The 22,256-nt window shown below is 60.1% G+C and carries 19 protein-coding genes; 11 read left to right on the forward strand and 8 right to left on the reverse strand.

Going from position 1 to position 22,256, the window contains the following annotated elements:
- Nucleotides 1-161: 161 nt before the first annotated feature.
- The 3 genes from rpsI to PYH37_RS17420 form a co-directional block, all read right to left on the reverse strand.
- Nucleotides 162-629, reverse strand: coding sequence for a 30S ribosomal protein S9 (gene rpsI, locus PYH37_RS17410; RefSeq protein ID WP_280732730.1), 468 nt, complete (start codon nucleotides 627-629; stop codon nucleotides 162-164).
- A gap of 2 nt (nucleotides 630-631) precedes the next feature.
- Nucleotides 632-1,096, reverse strand: coding sequence for a 50S ribosomal protein L13 (gene rplM, locus PYH37_RS17415; RefSeq protein ID WP_081158079.1), 465 nt, complete (start codon nucleotides 1,094-1,096; stop codon nucleotides 632-634).
- A gap of 220 nt (nucleotides 1,097-1,316) precedes the next feature.
- Nucleotides 1,317-1,748 carry a PaaI family thioesterase gene (locus PYH37_RS17420; protein WP_280732731.1) on the reverse strand — a complete coding sequence of 144 codons (432 nt, stop codon included), beginning with the start codon at nucleotides 1,746-1,748 and terminating at the stop codon, nucleotides 1,317-1,319.
- A gap of 153 nt (nucleotides 1,749-1,901) precedes the next feature.
- Between PYH37_RS17420 and PYH37_RS17425 the strand changes: the two genes are divergently transcribed.
- Nucleotides 1,902-2,720: an enoyl-CoA hydratase gene (locus PYH37_RS17425; protein WP_280732732.1), complete on the forward strand. Its 819-nt coding sequence runs from the start codon at nucleotides 1,902-1,904 to the stop codon at nucleotides 2,718-2,720.
- A gap of 3 nt (nucleotides 2,721-2,723) precedes the next feature.
- Here PYH37_RS17425 and PYH37_RS17430 read toward each other — a convergent pair whose 3' ends face one another.
- On the reverse strand, nucleotides 2,724-3,560 hold the full coding sequence (locus PYH37_RS17430) for a DMT family transporter (protein ID WP_280732733.1): 837 nt from the start codon (nucleotides 3,558-3,560) through the stop codon (nucleotides 2,724-2,726).
- Nucleotides 3,561-3,782: 222 nt separating this feature from the next.
- Between PYH37_RS17430 and PYH37_RS17435 the strand changes: the two genes are divergently transcribed.
- From PYH37_RS17435 to PYH37_RS17445, 3 genes are read left to right on the forward strand one after another with little or no spacing between them, the layout of a single operon-like run.
- Entirely contained in the window at nucleotides 3,783-4,211 is a 429-nt protein-coding gene (locus PYH37_RS17435) for a CoA-binding protein (protein ID WP_280732734.1), read from the forward strand.
- Between the two features lie 23 nt (nucleotides 4,212-4,234).
- Complete coding sequence (locus tag PYH37_RS17440; RefSeq protein WP_280732735.1) at nucleotides 4,235-5,515, forward strand: O-acetylhomoserine aminocarboxypropyltransferase; 1,281 nt, start codon at nucleotides 4,235-4,237, stop codon at nucleotides 5,513-5,515.
- A gap of 38 nt (nucleotides 5,516-5,553) precedes the next feature.
- Entirely contained in the window at nucleotides 5,554-5,898 is a 345-nt protein-coding gene (locus tag PYH37_RS17445; protein WP_280732736.1) for a cupin domain-containing protein, read from the forward strand.
- 13 nt (nucleotides 5,899-5,911) lie between these two features.
- Here the strand turns inward: PYH37_RS17445 and PYH37_RS17450 are convergent, their stop codons facing one another.
- Together PYH37_RS17450 and PYH37_RS17455 are read right to left on the reverse strand one after the other, a co-directional pair.
- Nucleotides 5,912-7,123, reverse strand: a complete 1,212-nt coding sequence (locus PYH37_RS17450; RefSeq protein ID WP_280732737.1) for a right-handed parallel beta-helix repeat-containing protein — start codon at nucleotides 7,121-7,123, stop codon at nucleotides 5,912-5,914.
- Between the two features lie 86 nt (nucleotides 7,124-7,209).
- Nucleotides 7,210-8,457 carry a cytochrome P450 gene (locus PYH37_RS17455; protein WP_280732738.1) on the reverse strand — a complete coding sequence of 416 codons (1,248 nt, stop codon included), beginning with the start codon at nucleotides 8,455-8,457 and terminating at the stop codon, nucleotides 7,210-7,212.
- Nucleotides 8,458-8,639: 182 nt separating this feature from the next.
- Between PYH37_RS17455 and PYH37_RS17460 the strand changes: the two genes are divergently transcribed.
- The 7 genes from PYH37_RS17460 to PYH37_RS17490 all read left to right on the forward strand — a co-directional run bounded on the left by PYH37_RS17460 (nucleotide 8,640) and on the right by PYH37_RS17490 (nucleotide 19,520).
- On the forward strand, nucleotides 8,640-9,494 hold the full coding sequence (locus tag PYH37_RS17460; RefSeq protein ID WP_280732739.1) for an endonuclease/exonuclease/phosphatase family protein: 855 nt from the start codon (nucleotides 8,640-8,642) through the stop codon (nucleotides 9,492-9,494).
- An 18-nt stretch (nucleotides 9,495-9,512) separates the two neighbouring features.
- Entirely contained in the window at nucleotides 9,513-11,084 is a 1,572-nt protein-coding gene (locus tag PYH37_RS17465; protein ID WP_280732740.1) for a phospholipase D family protein, read from the forward strand.
- A 294-nt stretch (nucleotides 11,085-11,378) separates the two neighbouring features.
- Entirely contained in the window at nucleotides 11,379-12,011 is a 633-nt protein-coding gene (clpP, locus tag PYH37_RS17470; RefSeq protein WP_280732741.1) for an ATP-dependent Clp endopeptidase proteolytic subunit ClpP, read from the forward strand.
- 284 nt (nucleotides 12,012-12,295) lie between these two features.
- Nucleotides 12,296-13,573, forward strand: a complete 1,278-nt coding sequence (gene clpX, locus PYH37_RS17475) for an ATP-dependent Clp protease ATP-binding subunit ClpX (RefSeq protein WP_136504267.1) — start codon at nucleotides 12,296-12,298, stop codon at nucleotides 13,571-13,573.
- A 383-nt stretch (nucleotides 13,574-13,956) separates the two neighbouring features.
- A complete protein-coding gene (gene lon / locus PYH37_RS17480; RefSeq protein WP_280732742.1) occupies nucleotides 13,957-16,377 on the forward strand; it encodes an endopeptidase La in 2,421 nt (806 codons plus the stop codon).
- A 222-nt stretch (nucleotides 16,378-16,599) separates the two neighbouring features.
- A complete protein-coding gene (hupB, locus tag PYH37_RS17485) occupies nucleotides 16,600-16,872 on the forward strand; it encodes a DNA-binding protein HupB (RefSeq protein WP_136504269.1) in 273 nt (90 codons plus the stop codon).
- Nucleotides 16,873-17,324: 452 nt separating this feature from the next.
- Nucleotides 17,325-19,520, forward strand: coding sequence for an esterase-like activity of phytase family protein (locus tag PYH37_RS17490; protein ID WP_280732743.1), 2,196 nt, complete (start codon nucleotides 17,325-17,327; stop codon nucleotides 19,518-19,520).
- A gap of 79 nt (nucleotides 19,521-19,599) precedes the next feature.
- Here the strand turns inward: PYH37_RS17490 and PYH37_RS17495 are convergent, their stop codons facing one another.
- Together PYH37_RS17495 and PYH37_RS17500 are read right to left on the reverse strand one after the other, a co-directional pair.
- Nucleotides 19,600-20,073: a MarR family winged helix-turn-helix transcriptional regulator gene (locus tag PYH37_RS17495; RefSeq protein ID WP_280732744.1), complete on the reverse strand. Its 474-nt coding sequence runs from the start codon at nucleotides 20,071-20,073 to the stop codon at nucleotides 19,600-19,602.
- A gap of 183 nt (nucleotides 20,074-20,256) precedes the next feature.
- Nucleotides 20,257-22,098, reverse strand: coding sequence for a methyl-accepting chemotaxis protein (locus PYH37_RS17500; RefSeq protein WP_280732745.1), 1,842 nt, complete (start codon nucleotides 22,096-22,098; stop codon nucleotides 20,257-20,259).
- Between the last annotated feature and the right edge of the window lie 158 nt (nucleotides 22,099-22,256).

Here is a 22,256-nt window from a genome sequence, read left to right on the forward strand (position 1 = left end):
GAAATGCGAAAGACATAAAGGAATGGAGCAGTTCCGCCCCGGAACCATGCAGCAATTCAAAGCGTTACAGCGATCTTTGTGCGTCCGAAAAGACGCCCGGCGCTGTAAGAAAAAAGGCCGGGACGTGCCCGGCCTTTCGAAATTGCAGTATTCGCCAGCGATTAACGCTTGGAGAACTGGAACGAACGGCGTGCCTTTGCACGGCCGTACTTCTTACGCTCGACCACACGGCTGTCGCGGGTGAGAAAGCCGCCACGCTTCAGAACGGAGCGCAGGCCCGGCTCGAAGTAGGTGAGGGCCTTGGCAATGCCGTGACGGACGGCACCGGCCTGACCGGAAAGACCACCGCCGGCAACGGTCGCGTCGATGTCGAACTGGCCGTCACGGGCAGCGGCGACGATCGGCTGCTGCAGGATCATCTGCAGAACCGGACGAGCGAAATAAGCCGCATAGGGCTTGCCATTGACGGTGATCTTGCCGGAGCCCGGCTTGACCCAGACGCGGGCAACGGCGTCCTTGCGTTTGCCGGTCGCGTAGGAGCGGCCCTGCGCGTCGATCTTCTTGACGTGAACCGGAGCAGCCGGTTCCGCGGTCGTGGCGATATCCTTGAGAGCGGAAAGGTCAGCCATTATCAGGCGCTCCTTGTGTTCTTGCTGTTCAGCTTGGCGACGTCGAGGACGGCCGGCTGCTGTGCTTCATGCGGGTGGTTGGAGCCGGCGTAGACACGCAGGTTCTTCATCTGGCGGCGGCCGAGTGGGCCACGCGGAACCATGCGCTCAACGGCCTTCTCGATGACGCGCTCCGGGAAGCGGCCTTCGATGATCTGGCGCGCGGTGCGCTCCTTGATGCCGCCCGGGTAACCGGTGTGCCAGTAGTACTTTTTGTCGGTGTACTTCTTGCCGGTGAGGACGGCCTTCTCGGCGTTGATCACGATGACGTTGTCGCCATCGTCGACATGCGGCGTGAAGGTGGCTTTGTGCTTGCCGCGCAGGCGGTTTGCGATGATGGAAGCGAGGCGACCGACAACGAGCCCTTCGGCGTCGATGAGGATCCACTTCTTCTCCACCTCTGCAGGCTTCTGAACGAAGGTTGCCATATCTAAACTCTTTCGTTGGACCCGGATGCGTACGGCCGGGCGTTTCTTGTTGCTTGGTTTGGCTTTTTGCAGGCCAAAAAGAAGGCGGCCCGAGGGGACCGCGATCTGCGGCAGCTTATACGGAAGTGTGAAAATAGCGTCAAGAGCGACGTTTCAGAGGGGCGAAAAGAATAGCGTGCAGAATCAAATGGTTAGGGATGGGGTATTATGGCACCTCAAATTAGCGCGGCGGAATCGAATAGGTGGCGGTGGCGTGGGCCACCAATTCTTCCTTGACAACCGACACTATCGAGGCATCGAGAACGGCGAGACGCTTGCCGAGTTTCAGGATGCGGCAGGTGCATTCGAGCGGGTCCGGTTCGGGTTTTTGCAGGAAGTTGATGTTGAGGTTGGTCGTGACGGCGAGGGCGACCGGACCGATATGCGCAATCAGCGCGATGTAGGCGGAAACATCGGCAAGCGCGAAAAGCGTCGGACCGGAAACGGTGCCGCCCGGCCGGATGTGGCGCTCGTTCGGATCGAGCCGCATGGTCGCATAACCAGGCCCGGTGGCGGTCACGGCGAAGATCTTGCCGTCGGTGTGAACCTGAGGAAAATCGGTGTCGAGGAAGCGATTCAACTCATCGACGGTCATGATCGGCTGCAGCTTCATCGCATTTCTCCATCTCTGCTCGCGCTTGTTACAGGACGTCTACAACCGTGGTGCAAGCCGGAAAATGGTCGTACGCGGAATTTGGTGCCGGGGTTGAAAGACCGGCCGGGGCGGCGTACCACGACGTTATCTGGCGGACATCGGGAGGAGATCATGGCGGACGTTGTTTCATTCCGAAAGGAAGAGCCGAATGGTCTGTTGCTGCGCGAGGCGAACGGCCCCGTGCTGCGGCTGACGCTCAACAATCCTCCTGCGAATGTCCTGTCGATTGCATTGATGGAAGCGCTTCTGGCCGAGTTGAACGCCGCCGCCTCAAAGGACATTAAGGTCATTGTGATTGCAGCCTCCGGTAAGCTTTTCTCCGCCGGCCACGACCTCAAGGAGATGACCCTGCATCGCGCCGATGACGATGGCGGCAGGGCCTTCTTCGAGCGTACGATCCGCCTCGCTGCGGACATCATGCTGAAGATCGCCAATCTGCCGCAGGCGGTGATCGCCGAAGTCGATGGCCTGGCGACCGCCGCCGGCTGCCAATTGGTGGCAAGCTGCGACCTGGCGATCTGCACCGACAGTTCGACCTTCTGCACGCCGGGTGTGAATATCGGCCTGTTCTGCTCGACGCCGATGGTGGCTCTATCCCGCGCGGCCCACCGCAAGCAGGCAATGGAGATGCTGCTGACCGGCGAGACGATCGATGCCTCCACTGCCAAAGACTTCGGCCTCGTCAATCGCATCGTCCCGCAGCAATATCTGCGCCAGGTGGTCGATAAATACGCCCAGGTGATCGCCTCGAAATCGCCGCAGGCGCTGAAGATCGGCAAGGAAGCCTTTTATCGGCAAGCGGAAATGCCATTAGCCGATGCCTATGATTATGCGGTCGGAACGATGGTCGAAAACATGTTCGCCCGCGATGCGGCAGAAGGCATCGGCGCCTTTCTCGGCAAGCGGATGCCGGAATGGAAGGAAGAATAGTCCTCAGGCAAGCTTGAGAAGCAGGGCGCCGAGCGCAATGATTGCGGCGGCTGCAACGCGCCAGACGCTGACGCGCTCTTTAAGAAAGACGATGGAGATCACCACTGCGAAAAGGATTGACGTTTCGCGAAGGGCCGCGACCGTCGCGACCGGAGCCTTGGTCATCGCCCAAAGCGCCAGCCCGTAGGCGGCGATAGAGCCGGCGCCGCCGATCAGTCCGCGCCACCAATGATGAAAGACATGGCGAAGCACCGGCTTGATGCCGCGCCGGATGAAAGCCCAGGTGAAGAGAAGAACCGGCGGCAGCAGCGCCATCCAGAGCGTGTAGGAGATCGGGTTGCCGGAAACACGGGCGCCGATGCCGTCCACGTAGGTGTAGCTTGCAATCACGCAGGCATTGCAGAGGGCGAGCATGATTGCGTGCTTGCCGCCCTTGCGAGATTCGAAGGCAAGCGTCAGCACGCCGGCACAAATGGTAGAGATACCCGCAACCGCGCCGGTCGTCAGCGCCTCGCCCACAACCGTATAGCTGGTCGAAGCGACGATGAGTGGCGCGACGCCGCGCATCAGCGGATAGACGAGGCCGATATCGCCGGCGCGATAGGACGCTGCTACCAGTTGGAAATAGACAAACTGGAAGAGCGCCGAAACCAGGATGTAGGGCCAAGCTTCGGACTTGGGCAGGGGCATGAGCGGCAGGAAGGGCAGCGCCACAACGGCAGCGCCGAGCGCCACCATGGCGGCATCCAGCGACTTTTCCGAGCCTGCTTTAACCAATGCGTTCCAGGTCGCGTGCAAGAGCGCCCCGACGAGGACGAGCACAATGACGTCTAGCGGCACGATGGACCTCGGCGGGACGATTGGAGGAAGCTCTCAACGGTTGTCGCTTTGCATTGCCGGAAATGCAACCGGATTCGGTTGGAAGTTGAAATCCAAGCTCCGTGTCCAATGGCAGCAATGAAATGGTGCAAAGACCCCGCGAAGGAGCGATGGCGGTTGACTTGCCGCGACGTGAAGCCAAGTATCCCGGCGTAAAATAAATTGTTGCCCGGACGTGCAAGCATGAACCACGACGCTTACCCGGATTATTATCTCGCCGACATCCTGCGCGAAACGAAGACCATTGCGCTCGTCGGCGCGTCGCCGAAAGCCGAGAGGCCGAGCCATCGCGCAATGGCCTTCCTCCTGCGCAAGGGATACCGAGTCATTCCGGTCAATCCGGGTCAGGCGGGCAGGACCATCCTCGATCAGCCTGTCGTGGCGAGGCTCGCAGATATCCGCGAGCCGATCGACATGGTCGATGTCTTCCGCGCAGCCGCGGCATTGCCTGCGCTGGTGGATGAAATCCTGGCACTACCCTCCTTGCCGAAGGTGATCTGGGGCCAATTGTCGGTCCGCGACGACAAAGCCGCGACCAAGGCCGAGGCGGCTGGCATCAAGGTCGTCATGGACCGCTGCCCGGCGATCGAATATCCGCGCCTGATCGGCTGATTGCGCTCATGGAGGAACGAAGAATGAAACCCGGTCCCGGTTTCAGCACGCTTGCAGTTCACGCGGGAGCGCAGCCCGACCCCACGACGGGCGCAAGAGCGACGCCGATCTATCAGACGACGAGTTTCGTCTTCAACGATACCGATCATGCGGCAGCGCTCTTCGGACTTCAGCAATTCGGCAACATCTACACCCGGATCATGAATCCGACGCAAGCGGTGCTGGAGGAGCGGATCGCAGCGCTAGAAGGTGGCACGGCGGCACTGGCGGTTTCTTCGGGCCATGCAGCCCAGCTACTCGTCTTCCACACGATTATGAGCCCGGGTGACAATTTCGTTGCGGCAAAGCAGCTTTATGGCGGCTCCGTCAACCAATTCGGCCACGCCTTCAAGTCTTTCGATTGGCAGGTCCGCTGGGCGGATTCGGCCGAACCCGACAGCTTCGATGATCAGATCGACGAGCGGACCAAGGCGATCTTCATCGAAAGTCTCGCCAATCCCGGCGGTACCTTCGTCGATATCGCCGCGATCGCCGACATCGCGCGTCGGCATGGCCTGCCCTTGATCGTCGACAACACGATGGCGACGCCATATCTGCTGCGGCCCCTGGAGCACGGCGCCGATGTCGTCGTCCATTCACTGACCAAGTTCATTGGCGGCCACGGCAATTCGATGGGCGGCATCATCGTCGACGGTGGCACGTTCGACTGGTCAACGTCCGGAAAATATCCGCTTCTTTCCGAACCGCGGCCGGAATATGCCGGCGTGGTTCTGCACCAGGCCTTCGGCAATTTCGCTTTCGCCGTCGCCGCGCGGGTCTTGGGCTTGCGAGACTTCGGACCGGCGATCTCGCCGTTCAACGCTTTTCTGATCCAGACCGGCGTCGAGACCTTGCCGCTGCGGATGCAGCGCCATTGCGACAACGCGCTCCAAGTTGCCAAATGGCTGAATGGGCACGAAAAGGTATCCTGGGTCCGTTATGCGGGCCTCGAAGACGATCCGAACAACGCACTGCAAAGACGCTACGCGCCGAGGGGCGCCGGCGCCGTCTTCACCTTTGGGCTCGCGGGCGGATATGAGGCCGGTAAGCGCGTCGTCGAGGGTTTGGAGATGTTTTCGCATCTTGCCAATATCGGCGACACCCGTTCGCTCGTCATCCATCCGGCGTCGACCACGCACCGGCAACTGACGCCGGAACAACAGGTCGCGGCCGGAGCGGGGCCGGATGTCGTCCGCCTCTCGATCGGCATCGAGGATGTTGCCGATATCATTGCCGACCTGGAACAGGCGCTCGCCAAGGTATGACGCAGCGGGCAGGATGCCCGCCATGCGAGGAGGTCATTATGAGTTCGATGGTGAAATTCGACCTATCTTCGGTCGAAGCGGAGACCGGTGCTCCGCCGCCTGAGCGGCTGATTTCCGGGAACCCGCGGTTTCGCACCTGGAATATCGAGCAGACTGAGGGCGGCCTCTATTCCGGCGTTTGGGAGGCGACGCCCGGAAAGTGGCGGATCGTCTATGACGAATGGGAATATTTCCACATTCTGACCGGCCATTCGATCGTGACGGAAGAGGAGGGAGAACCCGTTCACCTCACAGCCGGCGACAGCATGATCTTAAGACCCGGCTTCAAGGGAACCTGGGAAGTCGTTGAGACGACTCGCAAAGACTACGTTATCCGCCTCTGACTACCTGCTCCGATTACCACCCGCCGGTCGCTGTATTCGCTCGGATATCATTAGTGGGATCGTCGTTGCGGATCAGGCTTTCGGAGCCGCCTTCGAGCTTGTTGTCGCGAACGATGTTGCGCTGCGCGAAATCGAGATTGCTGGCGCTGCTGCCAAAGGGAAAAGCCGGATCCTTGAAGCAGTAGCTGCTGCTGCCGTTGCGTGAATTCAGCCATACTGCCGGTTTGGCCAGAAATGCCGATCCATAGCGGAACGTATTGCCGATGATCTGATTGAACTGCGGTTTCTGATGCCGGATCACGCCACCTTCGCCGCAGTTTCGATAAACGAATATGCCTCCGTTTTCGGCGTGTTCGAAGGTATTGTTGGCGATCTTGTTGTTCGCCGAGCCGTCGATCGCGATCAGTTCCCGTTTCTCCGTCGAAATCCCGAAGACGTTGTTGCTGATCGTGTTGTTGGCGGATTCCGCATCCAGGTAGATGGCGACGGACGTCGAGTTGCCGTTGACCCGCGAATTGACGAGAGCCGCGTTCGTCACGCCCGGCCCGACGTAAAGGGGGATGCCGTCAGGCGCGTAGAAGCTCACGTTTTCCAGCCGCACATTCTTCGGAGCGGACGTTTGAGCGAAGGCCGTATGGTCGGGGTTCCGCGACGATGCCTTCATCGTCTCGCCATTGGCGTTCTCGCCGAGGCCATAGATGCGGACGAAACCCTTAATCCGGCAGTTGCTTATGGTCACGTTCGATGGCGGATCCCAGGCGCCGGAAGCGGTTTTCTTTGAGCGAACGACGACGGCGGTCTTCTGCTTGCGTGATTCGCCGGCGCTCACGTCGAGTGTTCCTCCGCCGCAGTCGAGCACGGACCCGGAGGCGGCATTTCCTTCGAAGACGAGCGGGTGGGTGACGACATCCGCTGAAGACAGGCGAATGCTGCAAGCGAGCAGGATCGCATCCGTGCCCGGGGCCTTGAGCTTGGCCTGTGTCGCGGCATCGCAAGCCGGTCTTGCTTCGGCATTCTCGACCGGCGGTGTGGTGGGGCCCGTCGGCGGCGTCGATGGACTCGTTGGCGTAGATGGTGTTGCTGGCTGAGAGGAATCGGGCCTTTGCGCGACTGGGTAGCCCGGCGAATCCCTGAAGGCCGCATCGGCGACCCTGGCCAGATCGCTTTGGCAGCCGCTGAGCACCAGGCCGATGGCGATCAGGCTTGTGAACATGATTGGCTGCATCGGCGGGCTCCTGTCGCGGTTCCGTGCAGACCGGAATAGGGCTTTATACTTAACCGAGTCTGAACAGCCTCCCCACTCGGCGTCGGCTACCAGACGAGATCCAGGCGCTCCAGCCCGTGAAAGTGGAAACTGTCCCTGACTTGCGGCTCATGCTTGAGCCGCATGCCCGGCAGACGCTGGAAGAGGATCGGCAGGGCGAGCTTGAGTTCCAGCCGTGCAAGGGGTGCGCCGATGCAAAAGTGCAAGCCCGCGCCGAACGAAACGTTGGCGCCTTCGTCCCTGTCCGGCCTGAACGTGTCGGGCGCCGAGAACTTCCGCGGATCGACGTTGGCGGCGCCGAGCATCAGTCCGATCTTCTCGCCCTTCTTGAGGACTATGCCATTATCGAGCTCGATGTCTGACAGCGCATAGCGCTGGAAAATATGCAGCGGCGCGGCAAAACGCAGGCATTCTTCAACGGTTCGTTCCGTCTTTTCCTCGCTCGAAAAGAGTTCGGCGGGAGAAAGGCCGGATTGCAGGATCGTGCGTACGGCGTTGCCGATCTGGTGAACCGTCGCCTCGTGCCCGGCATTCAGGAGCAGGACGGTCGTCGAAATCAGTTCGGCTTCCGATAGACGCTCGCCATCCTTCTCGGAGGTGATCATGTGGGTGAGCAGATCGTCCGCCGGTTTGGCGCGCTTTTCGGCGATAATGCCCTTCAGATAGTCCGCGAACTCGGCGGAGGCCTGATTGGCATCGAGCTCCGTCTCTAACGTCGGATCGAAGACGTACATTCGCACCATGCGATGCGACCAGTCTAGAAGGCGCGGCGCTGCCTCGACGGGAATGCCGAGCATGCGCGCGATGATGGTCACGGGAATAGTCTCGGCATAGGTCTTCAGCAACTCGACCTCGCCATCTTTGTCGAAGCTGTCTATGACCGCATGCGAGAGCTCTTCGATCTCCGGCCGGAGTTGCTCAATCTGCCGGGAAACAAAGGCGCGGTTGACAAGCGTGCGCAGCCGCGTATGGGCCGGTGGTTCCAATTCGAGCAGCGAGTGCGCTTCCAGCGCGTCGAAGTCCTTGAGATGCGGCTTCGGCTCCGGCATGCCGAGTTCCTCGCGTGTCGCGACATGCAGGATCTGACGTCCGAAGCGACGATCGCGCAACAGGCCGTTCACCTGATCATAGCCCGCGAAATACCATTGCTGCTGCTCCTTCCAGAAAAAGGCGGGACATTGCGCATGGAGGGCCGCATAGGCCGGGAGCGGATTGCGGAAGAAGTCCGGATTGCGAACGTCGAGGGAAACGCGCCGAGCGGGGACGTCGATGGTAATACCGGGAGCTGCGGACATGTTCTCGGCTCTTCGAATACGGGCGGTTCTTTTTTTCACTGTATCTCTATTGCGCCAGACACGGGTACGGCAAGAGCAATCGGCCGTAGCCGGCCGAAAGCAACAAGATACGCCGATGCGGACTTTTTCAGTGGCACGGCCACGCTTATTTGAGCATGATGCGGCAGCAAGCAGGGAGCAGCATGGCAAAGACGCAAGGCAGTTTATCCGCAGGCATCGTGGCAGCGATCCGCAAACGGCGGCCGACGGTCGTCAGTCGCGATGCGGCGGTGAGCCGGGGGGACATCGTCATCGCTTCCTACAACATCCACAAATGCGTGGGCACCGATGGCCGGTTCGATCCGTCGCGAACAGCCCAGGTGATCACCGACATCGGAGCGGATATCGTCGCCCTCCAGGAGGCAGATCAGCGTTTCGGTGAACGTGCCGGGCTTTTGGACCTCGAGCATTTGCGCCGTGAGGCGCATCTTGTTTCCGTCCCGATATCGCCCTTTTCGGAGAAGGGCCACGGCTGGCATGGCAACGTCCTGTTGCTCAGGGAAGGTGCCGTCTCCGAGGTCCGGCAGTTGAATTTGCCCGGAGTCGAGCCGCGCGGCGCGCTTATCGTAGACCTTGACCTGAAGGCGGGGCCACTGCGGGTGATTGCGGCGCATCTCGGTTTGTTGCGCCACTCCCGAGCCCAGCAGGCAGAAGCCATAACGCGAGCGGCGGCCGATGGTGCGGGCAGACCAACGCTGCTTATCGGCGATCTGAACGAGTGGCGCATGGGCAAACGCTCGTCGCTGAAGTTTCTCAGTCCAATCTTCGATCCCTCGCATGCGGCGGTTGCCAGTTTTCCGTCCCGCTTCCCGCTGCTGCCGCTCGACCGGGTGCTCGGCAATCCGCATCATCTGGTGACTTCGGTGGCCGTGCACGATACGCCGCTGGCACGGGTGGCCTCGGATCATCTGCCGGTGAAGGCCTCGATCGACCTGAAGGTCGCGCACAAGGACGCCGACGACAACCGCACTAGGCTGGTCGAGGCGGATTCGGCGTAGTGCCTGAGGCAGCGTGCCATGTTGTCCTGGATTCCGGTCTCCCTTGCCATCCTCATCGCCCTGGTCACGGTCCTTGTCGCCGTCGTGATCTTCTATGCCTATGGCCGGCTCGCACGCCGCCCACCGGTTGAGCCGTCCTTTGCCCTGCCCGTCACCGGGGATAAGACCGACATCGACGAGGAAGTCGGCTCGCTCCTGCTTGCCCATCCAGACAGAACCGGCATCGCCCTCGTATACGACAACATCGAGGCCTTTGTCGTGCGCGCGCATTCGGCTCGCCGGGCCGCACGCAGCCTCGATCTGCAGTATTATTATTGGAAGGACGACCTGACGGGATTCCTGCTGACGCGCGAGATCATCAAGGCCGCAGACCGCGGCGTGCGCGTTCGATTGTTGCTCGATGATGTCAATGCGGGCATTCACGACCGCTTGTGCATCTCTCTCGACGCCCACCCGAATGTCGACGTGCGGCTGTTCAATCCAAGTCGGGCGCGGACCGACCGTTTTCGCCGCGGTTTCGAGATGGCGATCCGAGCCTTCAGCGCAACGCGCCGGATGCACAACAAGCTTTGGATAGCAGACGGGCGCCTGGCGATCGCCGGTGGGCGCAACATCGGCGACGCCTATTTCGATGCCGCTGAACTGTCGAACTTCCGCGACCTCGATGTCTGGATGACAGGGCGGATCGTCGATCAGGCGACGAGCATGTTCGACCGCTATTGGAACAGCGCCTCTGTGCTGCCGATCGCCGCCCTCCGCACCCCGCGCAAGACCTACCTGCCGGCGCTGCGCGAAACGCTTGACGCGCTGGCGCGAACCGCTGCCGCACGCTTCTATCTGGAAAGGGTAGGCCGGGCCGTTGCCGAGACCGGACTTTACTGGGGCAGCCGCTCCCTTCATTGGTGCGCCGACGTCCGCATCGCTTTCGACCCGCCGGAGAAGGCGCTGATGCAGAAGAGGCAGAACTGGCTGCTGCGAGAGCTTTTCCCGCTCATCAATGGCGCCAAGCGCGATCTGCGCATCATTTCGCCCTATTTCATCCCGGGTGCCGAAGGAACGCGCGAGCTGACCGTCCTCGCCAAGAAGGGAGTGCGAGTGGCGGTCCTAACGAACTCGCTTGCCGCTACCGACGTCGCAGCCGTTCACGGCGGTTACATGAAGTATCGCAAGGGATTGCTCCGCGGCGGTGTGGATCTCTTCGAGCTCAAGGAGCGTGGCGACTTTATCGATCGCCATCGCATGTCGCTGTTCGGAGCCCGTAACGCGAGCCTCCACACCAAGGCCTTTGTCATCGATGGCATGACCGGTTACGTGGGCTCGATGAACTTCGATCCCCGTTCCGCCTCTCTCAACACCGAGATGGGGATCATATTCTCGGATGAAGCGCTGGCTGCCGAACTCCAATCGATATTCGATGGTGAGACATTGCCGGAAATGAGCTATCGGTTGACCCTTGATGGAGGTAGGACGGTTTGGTGTGACCGGACGAACGGGACGGCTCGGCTGCTGCGGCGCGAACCCGATGCCGGCATTCTCCGGCGGCTGATCGCTGGCGCAATTCGCTTTCTGCCGCTGGAGTCCCAGCTTTGACGCCGCTGAGCAGGTCGGCCGCCAGCGGCATTTAAGGATCGTTTACCAGCGCTTCTGGAATGCCTGTGAGCAAAGCGGCCGCATATGGGCATGCAGGAGGCAGTGTCGGAAAAATGTTCTATTCCTAAGCGACGGCGCCAAAAAAATCCTTGGGCGGACCGATCGCGATCATTAAGTTTATCGAATGTTCGCGACTTGAAGTGAAGGGCATTGACACTCTATGTAAGGGCTGAGGCTATTCCGATGATTCCTGGCCCGCAGAAGGGTTGCGGGCCCGATTGATGAAGGTTCGATATGAGAAATCCAGTTGATACGGCCATGGCGCTGGTGCCGATGGTTGTTGAGCAGACCAACCGCGGCGAACGGTCCTACGACATCTATTCGCGGCTGCTCAAGGAACGCATCATCTTCCTTACGGGCCCGGTCGAAGATCATATGGCGACGCTCGTCTGCGCCCAGTTGCTCTTTCTCGAAGCGGAAAATCCGAAGAAGGAAATCGCGCTCTACATCAACTCGCCTGGTGGCGTGGTCACGGCCGGCATGGCGATCTACGACACGATGCAGTTCATCAAGCCTGCGGTCTCGACGCTCTGCATCGGTCAGGCGGCATCGATGGGCTCGCTGTTGCTCGCCGCGGGCCACAAGGATATGCGCTTTGCGACGCCCAATTCCCGCATAATGGTGCACCAGCCCTCGGGCGGTTTCCAGGGGCAGGCGTCCGACATCGAGCGGCATGCGAGAGACATTCTCAAGATGAAGCGCCGGCTGAACGAGGTTTATGTCAAGCATTGCGGCCGCACCTATGAAGAGGTTGAGCAGACGCTTGATCGCGATCATTTCATGAGCTCGGATGAGGCTCTGGATTGGGGACTGATCGACAAAGTGATCACGTCGCGTGAGGCCGTCGAGGGCATCGAACACGCTTGAAATCAAGCCTTTGTGTCACCACAGATGCAATTGTGACACATTTGTAACGGCTAAGGGGCTTTATCGGCAGGTTAAAGCCGTTAATATGAACAGTTAACGCTGTGCCGGAGTTTAGCATAGTGTTCGGATTTCGACGGGAGAGTCGTTGCAGCCGAGGTCAGGCGGTGTCGTCCGACGCGGTGAGTACTCCCAGGAGCCTTGCGGGGCGCAGGCTGTGCGCAAGGTTAATTGAGTAGTCCGCGATATCTTTCCGAAGGTGTCCGGCGTGCTGGAAGGAAGTGAAAATGAGCAAGGTCAGCGGCAGCAACGGCGGTGACTCGAAAAATACCCTCTATTGTTCGTTTTGCGGCAAGAGCCAGCACGAAGTTCGCAAGTTGATTGCCGGACCGACCGTGTTCATCTGCGATGAATGCGTGGAACTCTGCATGGACATCATCCGCGAAGAGAACAAGACCTCGATGGTTAAGTCTCGCGATGGCGTTCCTACACCCCAGGAAATCATCAAGGTTCTCGACGAGTATGTCATTGGCCAGCAGCAGGCCAAGCGCATCCTGTCGGTTGCCGTGCACAACCACTACAAACGCCTTGCTCACGCTGCCAAGAGCAGCGACGTAGAGCTGGCGAAGTCGAACATCATGCTTGTCGGACCGACCGGCTGCGGAAAGACCTATCTGGCACAGACTTTGGCCCGGATCATCGATGTTCCCTTCACCATGGCCGACGCGACGACGCTGACCGAAGCCGGCTATGTCGGCGAGGACGTCGAGAACATCATCCTGAAGCTGCTCCAGGCTGCCGACTACAACGTCGAGCGGGCTCAGCGCGGCATCGTCTATATCGATGAGGTCGACAAGATCTCGCGCAAGTCGGACAATCCTTCGATCACCCGCGACGTCTCGGGCGAGGGCGTGCAGCAGGCCCTCTTGAAGATCATGGAAGGGACCGTTGCCTCCGTACCGCCGCAGGGCGGGCGCAAGCACCCGCAGCAGGAATTCCTGCAGGTGGATACGACGAATATCCTCTTCATCTGCGGCGGTGCTTTCGCGGGCCTCGACAAGATCATCTCCGCGCGTGGAGAGAAGACTTCGATCGGCTTCGGCGCCACTGTTCGCGCTCCGGAAGATCGCCGGGTCGGCGAAGTGCTGCGTGAGCTCGAGCCGGAGGATCTCGTCAAATTTGGTCTGATCCCGGAATTCATCGGCCGCTTGCCGGTTCTCGCCACGCTCGAGGACTTGGACGAGGATGCGTTGATCCAGATTCTTTCCGAGCCCAAGAACGCATTGGTCAAGCAGTATCAGAGGCTGTTCGAGATGGAAGACGTCGAATTGACCTTCCACGAAGACGCGCTGCGCGAAATCGCCCGTCGCGCAATCGTCCGCAAGACCGGTGCTCGCGGCCTGCGCTCCATTATGGAAAAGATCTTGCTCGATACCATGTTCGAGCTGCCGACGCTCGAGGGCGTTCGCGAGGTCGTGATTTCGGACGAGGTGGTTAAAGGGACGGCTCGGCCGCTCTACATCTACTCGGAACGCTCCGAGGAAAAGACCAACGTCTCGGCCTGATCGCGCATTGCACGATCGCTTGAAGAGCCCGCCGCGTGCGGGCTTTTTCATTGGACGCTGATCGCTCCAGATAGCTGTTGAGATGCGGCCCAGAACGGCTCGATTTAATGATTCGATTGTTGCTAAAGTGCGGTAACAACGCGATGATGCGACGATTCAATGAAAAGCGGTTGCTGGGCGCCTTGGTATTTTCGGTATTCCTTCGCAAGGCCCGCAACAGCATCTCAGCGTAGGGAACGGGAATTGTCCATGAGGGCGGAGATTGCGCCGTGTCTTGAAAAGGCCTCTCTTGCACTCCACTTTCATGTAGAAAATATGACAACCGGGAGTGCTGCTGAGGCTCCCGGGAACGGGCCCGAAAAACGGGACGGAAAGGAAATGACATGACGAACAGAACGTCCCCGGCGACTGAAAGCGCGACCTATCCGGTTCTGCCGCTGCGTGACATTGTGGTCTTCCCGCATATGATCGTGCCGCTCTTCGTCGGGCGGGAGAAGTCGATCCGTGCTCTGGAAGAGGTCATGGGAACCGACAAGCAGATCATGCTTGCGACCCAGATCAACGCAACTGACGATGATCCGGAAGCCTCCGCCATCTACCAGGTCGGAACGATCGCCAACGTGCTGCAACTCCTGAAGCTGCCCGACGGTACCGTCAAGGTTCTCGTCGAAGGGCGCGCGCGCGCCGAGATTGATCGCTATACCGAGCGTGATGATTTTTACGAGGCGGCCGCTCATGCGCTCCTCGAGCCGGATGAAGATCCGGTCGAGATCGAGGCACTGAGCCGCTCCGTGGTTGCTGAATTCGAGAGCTATGTAAAGCTCAACAAGAAGATTTCGCCGGAAGTTGTCGGCGTCGCAAGCCAGATTGAAGACTATTCGAAGCTCGCCGACACCGTCGCATCGCACCTCTCGATCAAGATCGTCGAGAAGCAGGAAATGCTTGAGACGACCAGCGTGAAGATGCGTCTCGAAAAGGCGCTCGGCTTCATGGAGGGCGAGATCTCGGTCCTGCAGGTGGAAAAGCGCATCCGTTCGCGCGTCAAGCGCCAGATGGAGAAGACGCAGCGCGAGTACTATCTCAACGAACAGATGAAGGCGATCCAGAAGGAGCTTGGCGACAGCGAGGACGGCCGCGACGAGATGGCCGAAATCGAAGAGCGCATCGCCAAGACGAAGCTCTCCAAGGAAGCCCGCGAGAAGGCTGACGCCGAGCTGAAGAAGCTGCGCCAGATGAGCCCGATGTCGGCGGAAGCAACCGTCGTGCGCAACTATCTGGACTGGCTGCTTGGGCTGCCCTGGGGCAAGAAGTCGAAGATCAAGACCGACCTCAACCATGCGGAGAAGGTGCTCGACACCGATCACTTCGGATTGGACAAGGTCAAGGAACGCATCGTCGAGTATCTTGCCGTGCAGGCGCGCTCTACGAAGATCAAAGGCCCCATCCTGTGCCTTGTCGGCCCTCCGGGCGTCGGCAAGACCTCGCTCGCCAAGTCGATCGCCAAGGCGACCGGCCGCGAGTACATTCGTATGGCGCTGGGCGGCGTTCGTGACGAGGCCGAAATCCGCGGTCACCGCCGGACCTATATCGGCTCCATGCCGGGCAAGATTGTGCAATCGATGAAGAAGGCAAAGAGGTCCAATCCGCTCTTCTTGCTTGATGAAGTCGACAAGATGGGCCAGGACTTCCGCGGCGACCCGTCTTCTGCGCTGCTCGAAGTGCTCGATCCGGAACAGAACTCGACCTTCATGGACCATTACCTCGAGGTCGAATACGATCTCTCGAACGTGATGTTCATCACCACGGCGAACACGCTGAATATCCCGGCGCCGCTGATGGACCGCATGGAGGTGATCCGTATCGCCGGCTATACCGAAGAGGAAAAGCTGGAGATCGCCAAGCGGCACCTGCTGCCGAAGGCGATACGCGACCACGCGCTGCAGCCGAAGGAGTTCTCAGTCACGGACGGCGCGCTGATGGCGGTGATCCAGACCTATACGCGTGAGGCGGGCGTCCGCAACTTTGAGCGCGAACTGATGAAGCTTGCGCGCAAGGCGGTAACGGAAATCCTCAAGGGTAAGGCCAAGAAGGTCGAAGTGACGGCCGAGAACGTCAACGATTACCTGGGCGTGCCGCGCTTCCGCCATGGAGAGGCCGAGCGCGACGATCAGATCGGCGTCGTCACCGGACTTGCCTGGACCGAGGTCGGCGGCGAACTGCTGACGATCGAAGGCGTGATGATGCCCGGTAAGGGCCGCATGACCGTTACTGGCAACCTGCGCGACGTGATGAAGGAATCGATTTCCGCAGCGGCATCCTATGTCCGCTCGCGTGCGATTGATTTCGGCATCGAGCCTCCGTTGTTCGACAGGCGCGACATTCACGTGCACGTACCCGAGGGAGCGACGCCGAAGGATGGTCCGTCTGCAGGCGTTGCCATGGCAACGGCGATCGTCTCGGTCATGACCGGCATACCAATCTCCAAGGATGTCGCGATGACCGGCGAGATCACGCTCCGCGGTCGGGTGCTGCCGATCGGTGGCCTGAAGGAGAAGCTGCTGGCAGCTCTGCGGGGTGGCATCAAGAAGGTGCTGATCCCCGAGGAGAACGCCAAGGATCTCGCCGAGATCCCGGATAATGTGAAGAATAGCCTCGAAATCGTCCCGGTCTCGCGGATGGGTGAGGTGCTCCAACATGCGCTGATGCGGCGTCCCGAGCCGATCGAATGGGACCCGGCAAACCAGCCGGCCACGCTTCCGGCCGTTGATTCGCAAGATGAGGCGGGGGCGTCAATCGCCCACTAAGGAAGCACCGGAAAGGACCGGGACTGTGTCCCGGTTGCGCCCTTCGAACAGAAAAACAAGGAAGACCGGCCTTTTGCCGGTCTTTTTTGTTGTAAAAGCATCCTGCAACCCTTGCATTCCAAGGGATTAGGCGCAATTGGGAATGGCAAGACGTGGGCGGTGCGCATGCCGCCCCGGCTTAACAAGACAGTCGTTTCGAACCAGTATGAAAGGGGTGGAAACATGAACAAAAATGAGCTCGTGTCTGCCGTTGCTGAAAAGGCCGGACTTTCCAAGACCGACGCGTCGTCTGCAGTCGACGCGGTTTTTGAGACCATCCAGGCTGAGCTGAAGAACGGTGGCGACATTCGCCTCGTCGGCTTCGGCAACTTCTCCGTAACGCGCCGCGAAGCCTCCAAGGGCCGCAACCCGTCCACGGGCGCTGAAGTTGACATCCCGGCACGCAACGTGCCGAAGTTCACGGCCGGCAAGGGCCTCAAGGACGCCGTCAACTAATCCGGCGCCTCGGGTTCCGACGGGACCCGAGGGAACATCAATTCGCACGCCTTTTATTGCCGTTTCCATCGAGAGATGGCGGAATACAGGCAGCAGATAGGTTCATGTTTCATCTGCTTAAGTCACGCTGAACGGCGCTGGCCGCAAGCAGATCAATTGAGGCCCGGTTCGTCCGGGCCTCTTTTCGTTTGGGCTCTCCCCTACAGAGCCGTGCTTCTCTTCGGACGCACGAAGGTCGCTGTAACACTTTGAACTGCTGCATGGTTTTAGCCATAGATCGGTTCCGATTTAAGGAACCATGCAGTAGGTCGCTGTCGCTGTCATCGGGCTGTTACAGGACGGTTGCAAAAGCCTCCCATCCGGGCCCGTGAGGCGATCCAGCGATTCGGGATGCCAACAGCGGTGCGCGCCCGCCCTCCCGGCGGCGCGGGTGCCGGCATAAGGAGGGACAAATGAAGCCATTTTCCATCACCACAGCATTGGCCGCCGCGCTCGTCGCATCGACGGCATCGACGGTAAAGGCCGAGCAGGTTTTCAATCGCATCGCATCCTTTGCAGTCGTCGACAACTTGCCGGAGGGCGCCGACCGAAAGGCAGCGACATCCGCCGAAATCATAACCGCCAGCGAAGACGGTAAGACGCTGATTTACTCCGACAGCCCCGGCAAGCGCATTGGCTTCGTCGATATAACCGAGGCGAAGGCACCGAAGGCTGGCGGAACCGTTTCTTTCGACGGAGAGCCAACTTCTGTTGCCGTTGCAGGCGCGAAGGCGCTGGTGGCCGTCAGCACGAGCGAAAGTTTCACCACACCCTCCGGCTTGCTGGCGGTGGTCGATATCGCCAGCAAGAAGGTTGAAGCAACCTGTCACCTTGGCGGTCAACCGGATTCGGTGGCGGTCGACAAGGAACGCACCCTTGCCGCGATCGCGATCGAAAACGAGCGCGACGAGGAGGTGAATGACGGGCAGATCCCGCAAATGCCGGCAGGCGATCTGGTGATCCTTTCGCTGAAGGACGGCGTCGCGGATTGCGCGACGGTCAAGCATGTGACGCTGACCGGCCTCGCCGATGTGGCCGGCGAAGATCCGGAACCGGAATTCGTTGCATTCAACGGCAAAGGCGAAATTGCCCTGACGCTGCAGGAAAACAATCATATCGTCATCGTCGACGGCAAATCGGCGGTCGTGAAGACGCACTTCTCCGCCGGCACGGTGGACCTCGAAAACGTCGATACCAAACGCGACGGCGCTATTTCATTCAAGGGCAAGCAAATGGGCCGCAAGCGCGAGCCGGATGCGGTGAAGTGGCTCGACGATAACCGCCTGGTAGTTGCCAACGAGGGCGACTACGAGGGCGGTGCGCGTGGTTTCACCATCTTCGACAGGACCGGCAAGGTCCTGTTCGAGTCCGGCGCCAGTTTCGAACACGCGATCGCGGCGATCGGTCACTATCCGGAGAAGAGATCGTCGGCGAAGGGCATTGAGCCCGAAGGGCTGGAAGCGGCACGGTTCGGTGATGACGATCTCTTCTTCGTCCTGTCAGAGCGCGCTTCGGTCGTCGGCGTTTATAAGCACACAGGAGCCGAGCCGGAGCTGCTCCAGCTCCTGCCGTCCGGAATTTCACCAGAGGGTGCGGTGGCGATACCCGGGCGCAATCTGGTGGCAACCGCCAACGAGGTCGATCTCGTCGAGGATGGTGGTGCGCGGGCGCATGTGATGATTTACGAGCGCGGCGAGGGGGAAGTTGCCTATCCGCAGATAAGTTCGTCCGAAAAGGACGGCCTGCCCATTGGCTTCGGTGCGCTCTCGGGGCTTGCGGCAGTTCCGGACAAGCCGGGCTTTCTCTGGGCGGTCAGCGATTCCGTCTTTTCGGCACAGCCAACGATCTTCACCATCGACGCATCACGGAAGCCGGCGCTGATTACGGAGGCGCTCCCGATCACCCGCGACGGTGCTCCTGCCCAGAAGCTCGACATCGAGGGAATCGCGAATGATGGAGAAGGCGGTTTCTGGCTCGCCTCCGAAGGCAATTCCGACAAGCTCTACAGCCACGCGCTTTTCCATGTGAACAAGAAGGGCGAAATCAAGAACGAGGTTGCCCTGCCGGAAGAGCTGCGCTCCAACGAGGTTCGTTATGGCTTCGAAGGCATCGCGACGGTAGGCGCGGGAGACGATCAGGTTCTCTGGATGGCGGTGCAGCGCGAATGGAAGGATGACGGGAAAGGCTTCGTCAAACTCGTCTCCTACAAGCCCACAACCAAGGAGTGGGGTGCCTTGCGTTACCCGCTCGAAAAATCGGAAGGTGGCTGGGTCGGCCTCTCGGAGATCTCCGTCCACGGCAACTACGCCTATATCCTCGAGCGCGATAATCTGATCGGCGAGGCTGCCAAGCTCAAGAAGCTCTATCGCGTCGCCCTTGCCGATCTCAAGCCTGCCGCGCTTGGGGCAGAGTTGCCGGTCATCAAGAAGGAGGAGGTCCGCGATCTCATTCCGGAATTGAAGGCGCTGAACGGCTATGTGGTCGACAAGGTCGAAGGCTTCGCGGTCGATGCCGCTGGAAACGGCTACGTCGTCACCGACAATGACGGCGTCGACGACTCCTCCGGCGAAACACTGTTCTTCTCCATCGGTGCGATCGACGCGATGTAGGCGTCAGGCCGGAGAAAAACGGAAGAGGCCGGAACATGATGTTCCGGCCTCTGCTCGTTTTGGAAGGTGATCTGCGACCTTAGCGTGCGACGGCGATCTCAGCCTCTTCGGCTTCTTCCTTGCGTTTGCGGATCTCGTCGGTCTTCTCGACGAGCTTACTGACGATGTCATAGAGTTGGTCGAGCTGCTCATCGTCGAGCGCCGAGAAGATCTCCTCGATAAGCTGCTTTCGGGGGTGCTCCGCGGCTTCAAGGACGACGCGGCCGATCTCGGTAATCGAGACGATTTTCGCACGGCGATCCTCTGGGTCCGGCTTCCTCACCACCAAACGGTCGCGCTCCAGCCCGTCGATCGCCTCGGTCACCGTTCGCGGCGCAAAGTTCAGTGCGCAGGCGATGTCCGTGGAGCGACAGGGGCCGAGTTTGCTCAGAAAGAACAGGAACTTGCTTCGGGCAAGCGATACGCCTTCCTCTGTCATCGACTCGTTAACCAACCGATGAACGCGATGATAAAGCTCGAACAGCTTGTCGGAAACTTCGAATGTCGTCTTCATGACCTATAAATGTATATGTTGAGGTGCCATGTCAAATGGCAGTAACACTATTGTTAGTTACAATTGCCGCATTTGTCGACAAAAACCTCCTAATTCTTTAGGCCTATCAGCTTCAGCAAAGACAAACGGCCCCCGATGTCGAGGGCTGCTTTTCTTCAAGCGAAGAATTGCTACCGATGGATGTTATGCAGCCCAGCGTGATGCTGCGCTTGAGCCATAACGGTGGGCGTGAGCGGAAGCCTCAGACAGGGTGAAGCGAGCGATGAGTTCGCGCAAGCGGCTGGCCTCCTGCGCCAATGTCGCGCTGGCCGCGTTGGCTTCCTCGACCATCGCAGCATTCTGCTGCGTGACCTGATCCATCTGATTGACCGCCGTATTGACTTCGGAAAGTCCCGCGGACTGCTCCTGAGCGGAAACAGCGATCGCATCCATATGTTGATTGATCGTAACGATGAAGCTTTCGATCGTGCGAAGAGCTTCGCCGGTCTCGCGCACGAGCCTGACGCCGCTTTCGACCTCGACGGCCGAGTTGCGGATCAGGTCCTTGATCTCCTTGGCGGCATTGGCAGAACGCTGGGCAAGCTCGCGCACCTCCTGTGCAACGACCGCGAAACCTTTGCCGGCGTCTCCGGCACGCGCGGCCTCGACGCCTGCGTTCAGCGCGAGGAGGTTCGTTTGGAAAGCGATTTCATCGATGACACCGATGATATTCGAGATCTGGCTCGAAGAGTGCTCGATCCGCCCCATGGCGTCGATTGCGCCGGAAACGATCGCGCCGGACTTGTGGGCGCTCGTGTTGGCTTGGCTGGCGATCGCCCGTGCCTCGTTGGTGCGCTTGGAGGCGCTGGTTACGTTGACGGTGATCTGATCGAGCGCGGCTGCGGTTTCCTCAAGCGAGGCTGCTTGCTGCTCGGTTCGCCGCGAGAGGTCGTCCGCGCTGTGGCTGACTTCGCGCGCGCCGCTGTCGATGCTGCCAGAACTTGCGGAAACTGCGGCGAGCGTATCTGCGAGCTGCGCGACGGCCTGGTTCAGGTCATGGCGCAGCGGTTCGAAATCGGGCGCAAAGGGTTCATTGAGCTGGAACGCGAGATCGCCGGCGGCAAGCCGCCGCAGGCCGCCTGCGAGCCCGGCCGTGGCTTCCCGGAGGCGTAGCTGTGCCGCAGCCTCGGCCTGCTGCGTCACCCTTTGGCGCTCGGCTTCGGCCTCGGCGCGCTGGATGCGCGCGTTTTCCTCGAGTTGAATATTGGTGATCGCCGCCTGGCGGAAAACCTCGACCGCCCGGGCCATTTCGCCGATTTCATCCTTGCGGGCACCGTAAGGGATAGCGCTTGCGCTGTCGCCTCCCGCGAGCTTCGCCATGGAGCTGGTTATGATTTGAATTGGTCGGGCAATGCCGCGTACGGCGTAGAAGATCGCACCGAGGATGATGACGGCGGCGAACCCGATCACGACGGTTTCGATGCTCACGATACGCTTATGCGTCGCCGCGCTCGCAGCAACGGCGGCCTCCGCGCCGGCAAGGTTCAGGGCGAGCATTTCCTTGATCGCCGCTTCGACCTTCTGTCCGGCTTCCCGCATCTCCACTTTGAAGACGCTTTGAGCTTTAATGTTCTCGAGTTTGTTCGAGAATTTCAGCATGCCTTCGGCGACCGAGAGATAGGCGTTGTATGTCGCATGCACTTCGTCGAGCGCTGCCTTGTCCGCATCGGAAGTCGCCAGGCCCGCATAGTCTTCTGCAAGTTTGTTGAAGCCGCCGACCACCTCGCCGATTGCCTTTTCGGCTGCCTTCTTCTCGAACGGCGTGTGTGAAATCAAGTGTCGCGCAAACGCCATCCGTGTGTCCGAGAGGCGCGTTTCCAGGGCGCGCGCTAACGAGACGCGCGGCAGCCAGCTCGCGGCAATTTCACTGTTTCGCTCATTCAACATCCGGATGCCGTTTATCGAGGAGGCGGCGAGCGCGGCGACGATCATGGTCACCAGAACAAAAAGGGCGATCAGCGTGTGCGATATCTTCAGGCGGGACATGAATAACTCCGGAATGGCGGCCGTCCGCGAACATTTTGAGAAGCGTTGTTCCGGCTCTTGATCGTCATGAAGGAGCGGATGCCGAAGCAGGAATCGTTCCGGTGCTGGGGACCTGTCGGGCGTTTCCCCAACCGGAACCTAGCGAGCAAGACGTTACA

The organism is Sinorhizobium numidicum, assembly GCF_029892045.1.
In the GTDB taxonomy this organism is placed as follows: Bacteria; Pseudomonadota; Alphaproteobacteria; order Rhizobiales; family Rhizobiaceae; genus Sinorhizobium; species Sinorhizobium numidicum.

Coding starts and splice junctions, on each gene's coding strand:
- rpsI (WP_280732730.1), bottom strand. CDS start 629: ATGGCTGACCTTTCCGCTCTCAAGGATATCGCCACGACCGCGGAACCG.
- rplM (WP_081158079.1), bottom strand. CDS start 1,096: ATGGCAACCTTCGTTCAGAAGCCTGCAGAGGTGGAGAAGAAGTGGATC.
- PYH37_RS17420 (WP_280732731.1), bottom strand. CDS start 1,748: ATGAAGCTGCAGCCGATCATGACCGTCGATGAGTTGAATCGCTTCCTC.
- PYH37_RS17425 (WP_280732732.1), top strand. CDS start 1,902: ATGGCGGACGTTGTTTCATTCCGAAAGGAAGAGCCGAATGGTCTGTTG.
- PYH37_RS17435 (WP_280732734.1), top strand. CDS start 3,783: ATGAACCACGACGCTTACCCGGATTATTATCTCGCCGACATCCTGCGC.
- PYH37_RS17440 (WP_280732735.1), top strand. CDS start 4,235: ATGAAACCCGGTCCCGGTTTCAGCACGCTTGCAGTTCACGCGGGAGCG.
- PYH37_RS17445 (WP_280732736.1), top strand. CDS start 5,554: ATGAGTTCGATGGTGAAATTCGACCTATCTTCGGTCGAAGCGGAGACC.
- PYH37_RS17450 (WP_280732737.1), bottom strand. CDS start 7,123: ATGCAGCCAATCATGTTCACAAGCCTGATCGCCATCGGCCTGGTGCTC.
- PYH37_RS17455 (WP_280732738.1), bottom strand. CDS start 8,457: ATGTCCGCAGCTCCCGGTATTACCATCGACGTCCCCGCTCGGCGCGTT.
- PYH37_RS17460 (WP_280732739.1), top strand. CDS start 8,640: ATGGCAAAGACGCAAGGCAGTTTATCCGCAGGCATCGTGGCAGCGATC.
- PYH37_RS17465 (WP_280732740.1), top strand. CDS start 9,513: ATGTTGTCCTGGATTCCGGTCTCCCTTGCCATCCTCATCGCCCTGGTC.
- clpP (WP_280732741.1), top strand. CDS start 11,379: ATGAGAAATCCAGTTGATACGGCCATGGCGCTGGTGCCGATGGTTGTT.
- clpX (WP_136504267.1), top strand. CDS start 12,296: ATGAGCAAGGTCAGCGGCAGCAACGGCGGTGACTCGAAAAATACCCTC.
- lon (WP_280732742.1), top strand. CDS start 13,957: ATGACGAACAGAACGTCCCCGGCGACTGAAAGCGCGACCTATCCGGTT.
- hupB (WP_136504269.1), top strand. CDS start 16,600: ATGAACAAAAATGAGCTCGTGTCTGCCGTTGCTGAAAAGGCCGGACTT.
- PYH37_RS17490 (WP_280732743.1), top strand. CDS start 17,325: ATGAAGCCATTTTCCATCACCACAGCATTGGCCGCCGCGCTCGTCGCA.
- PYH37_RS17495 (WP_280732744.1), bottom strand. CDS start 20,073: ATGAAGACGACATTCGAAGTTTCCGACAAGCTGTTCGAGCTTTATCAT.
- PYH37_RS17500 (WP_280732745.1), bottom strand. CDS start 22,098: ATGTCCCGCCTGAAGATATCGCACACGCTGATCGCCCTTTTTGTTCTG.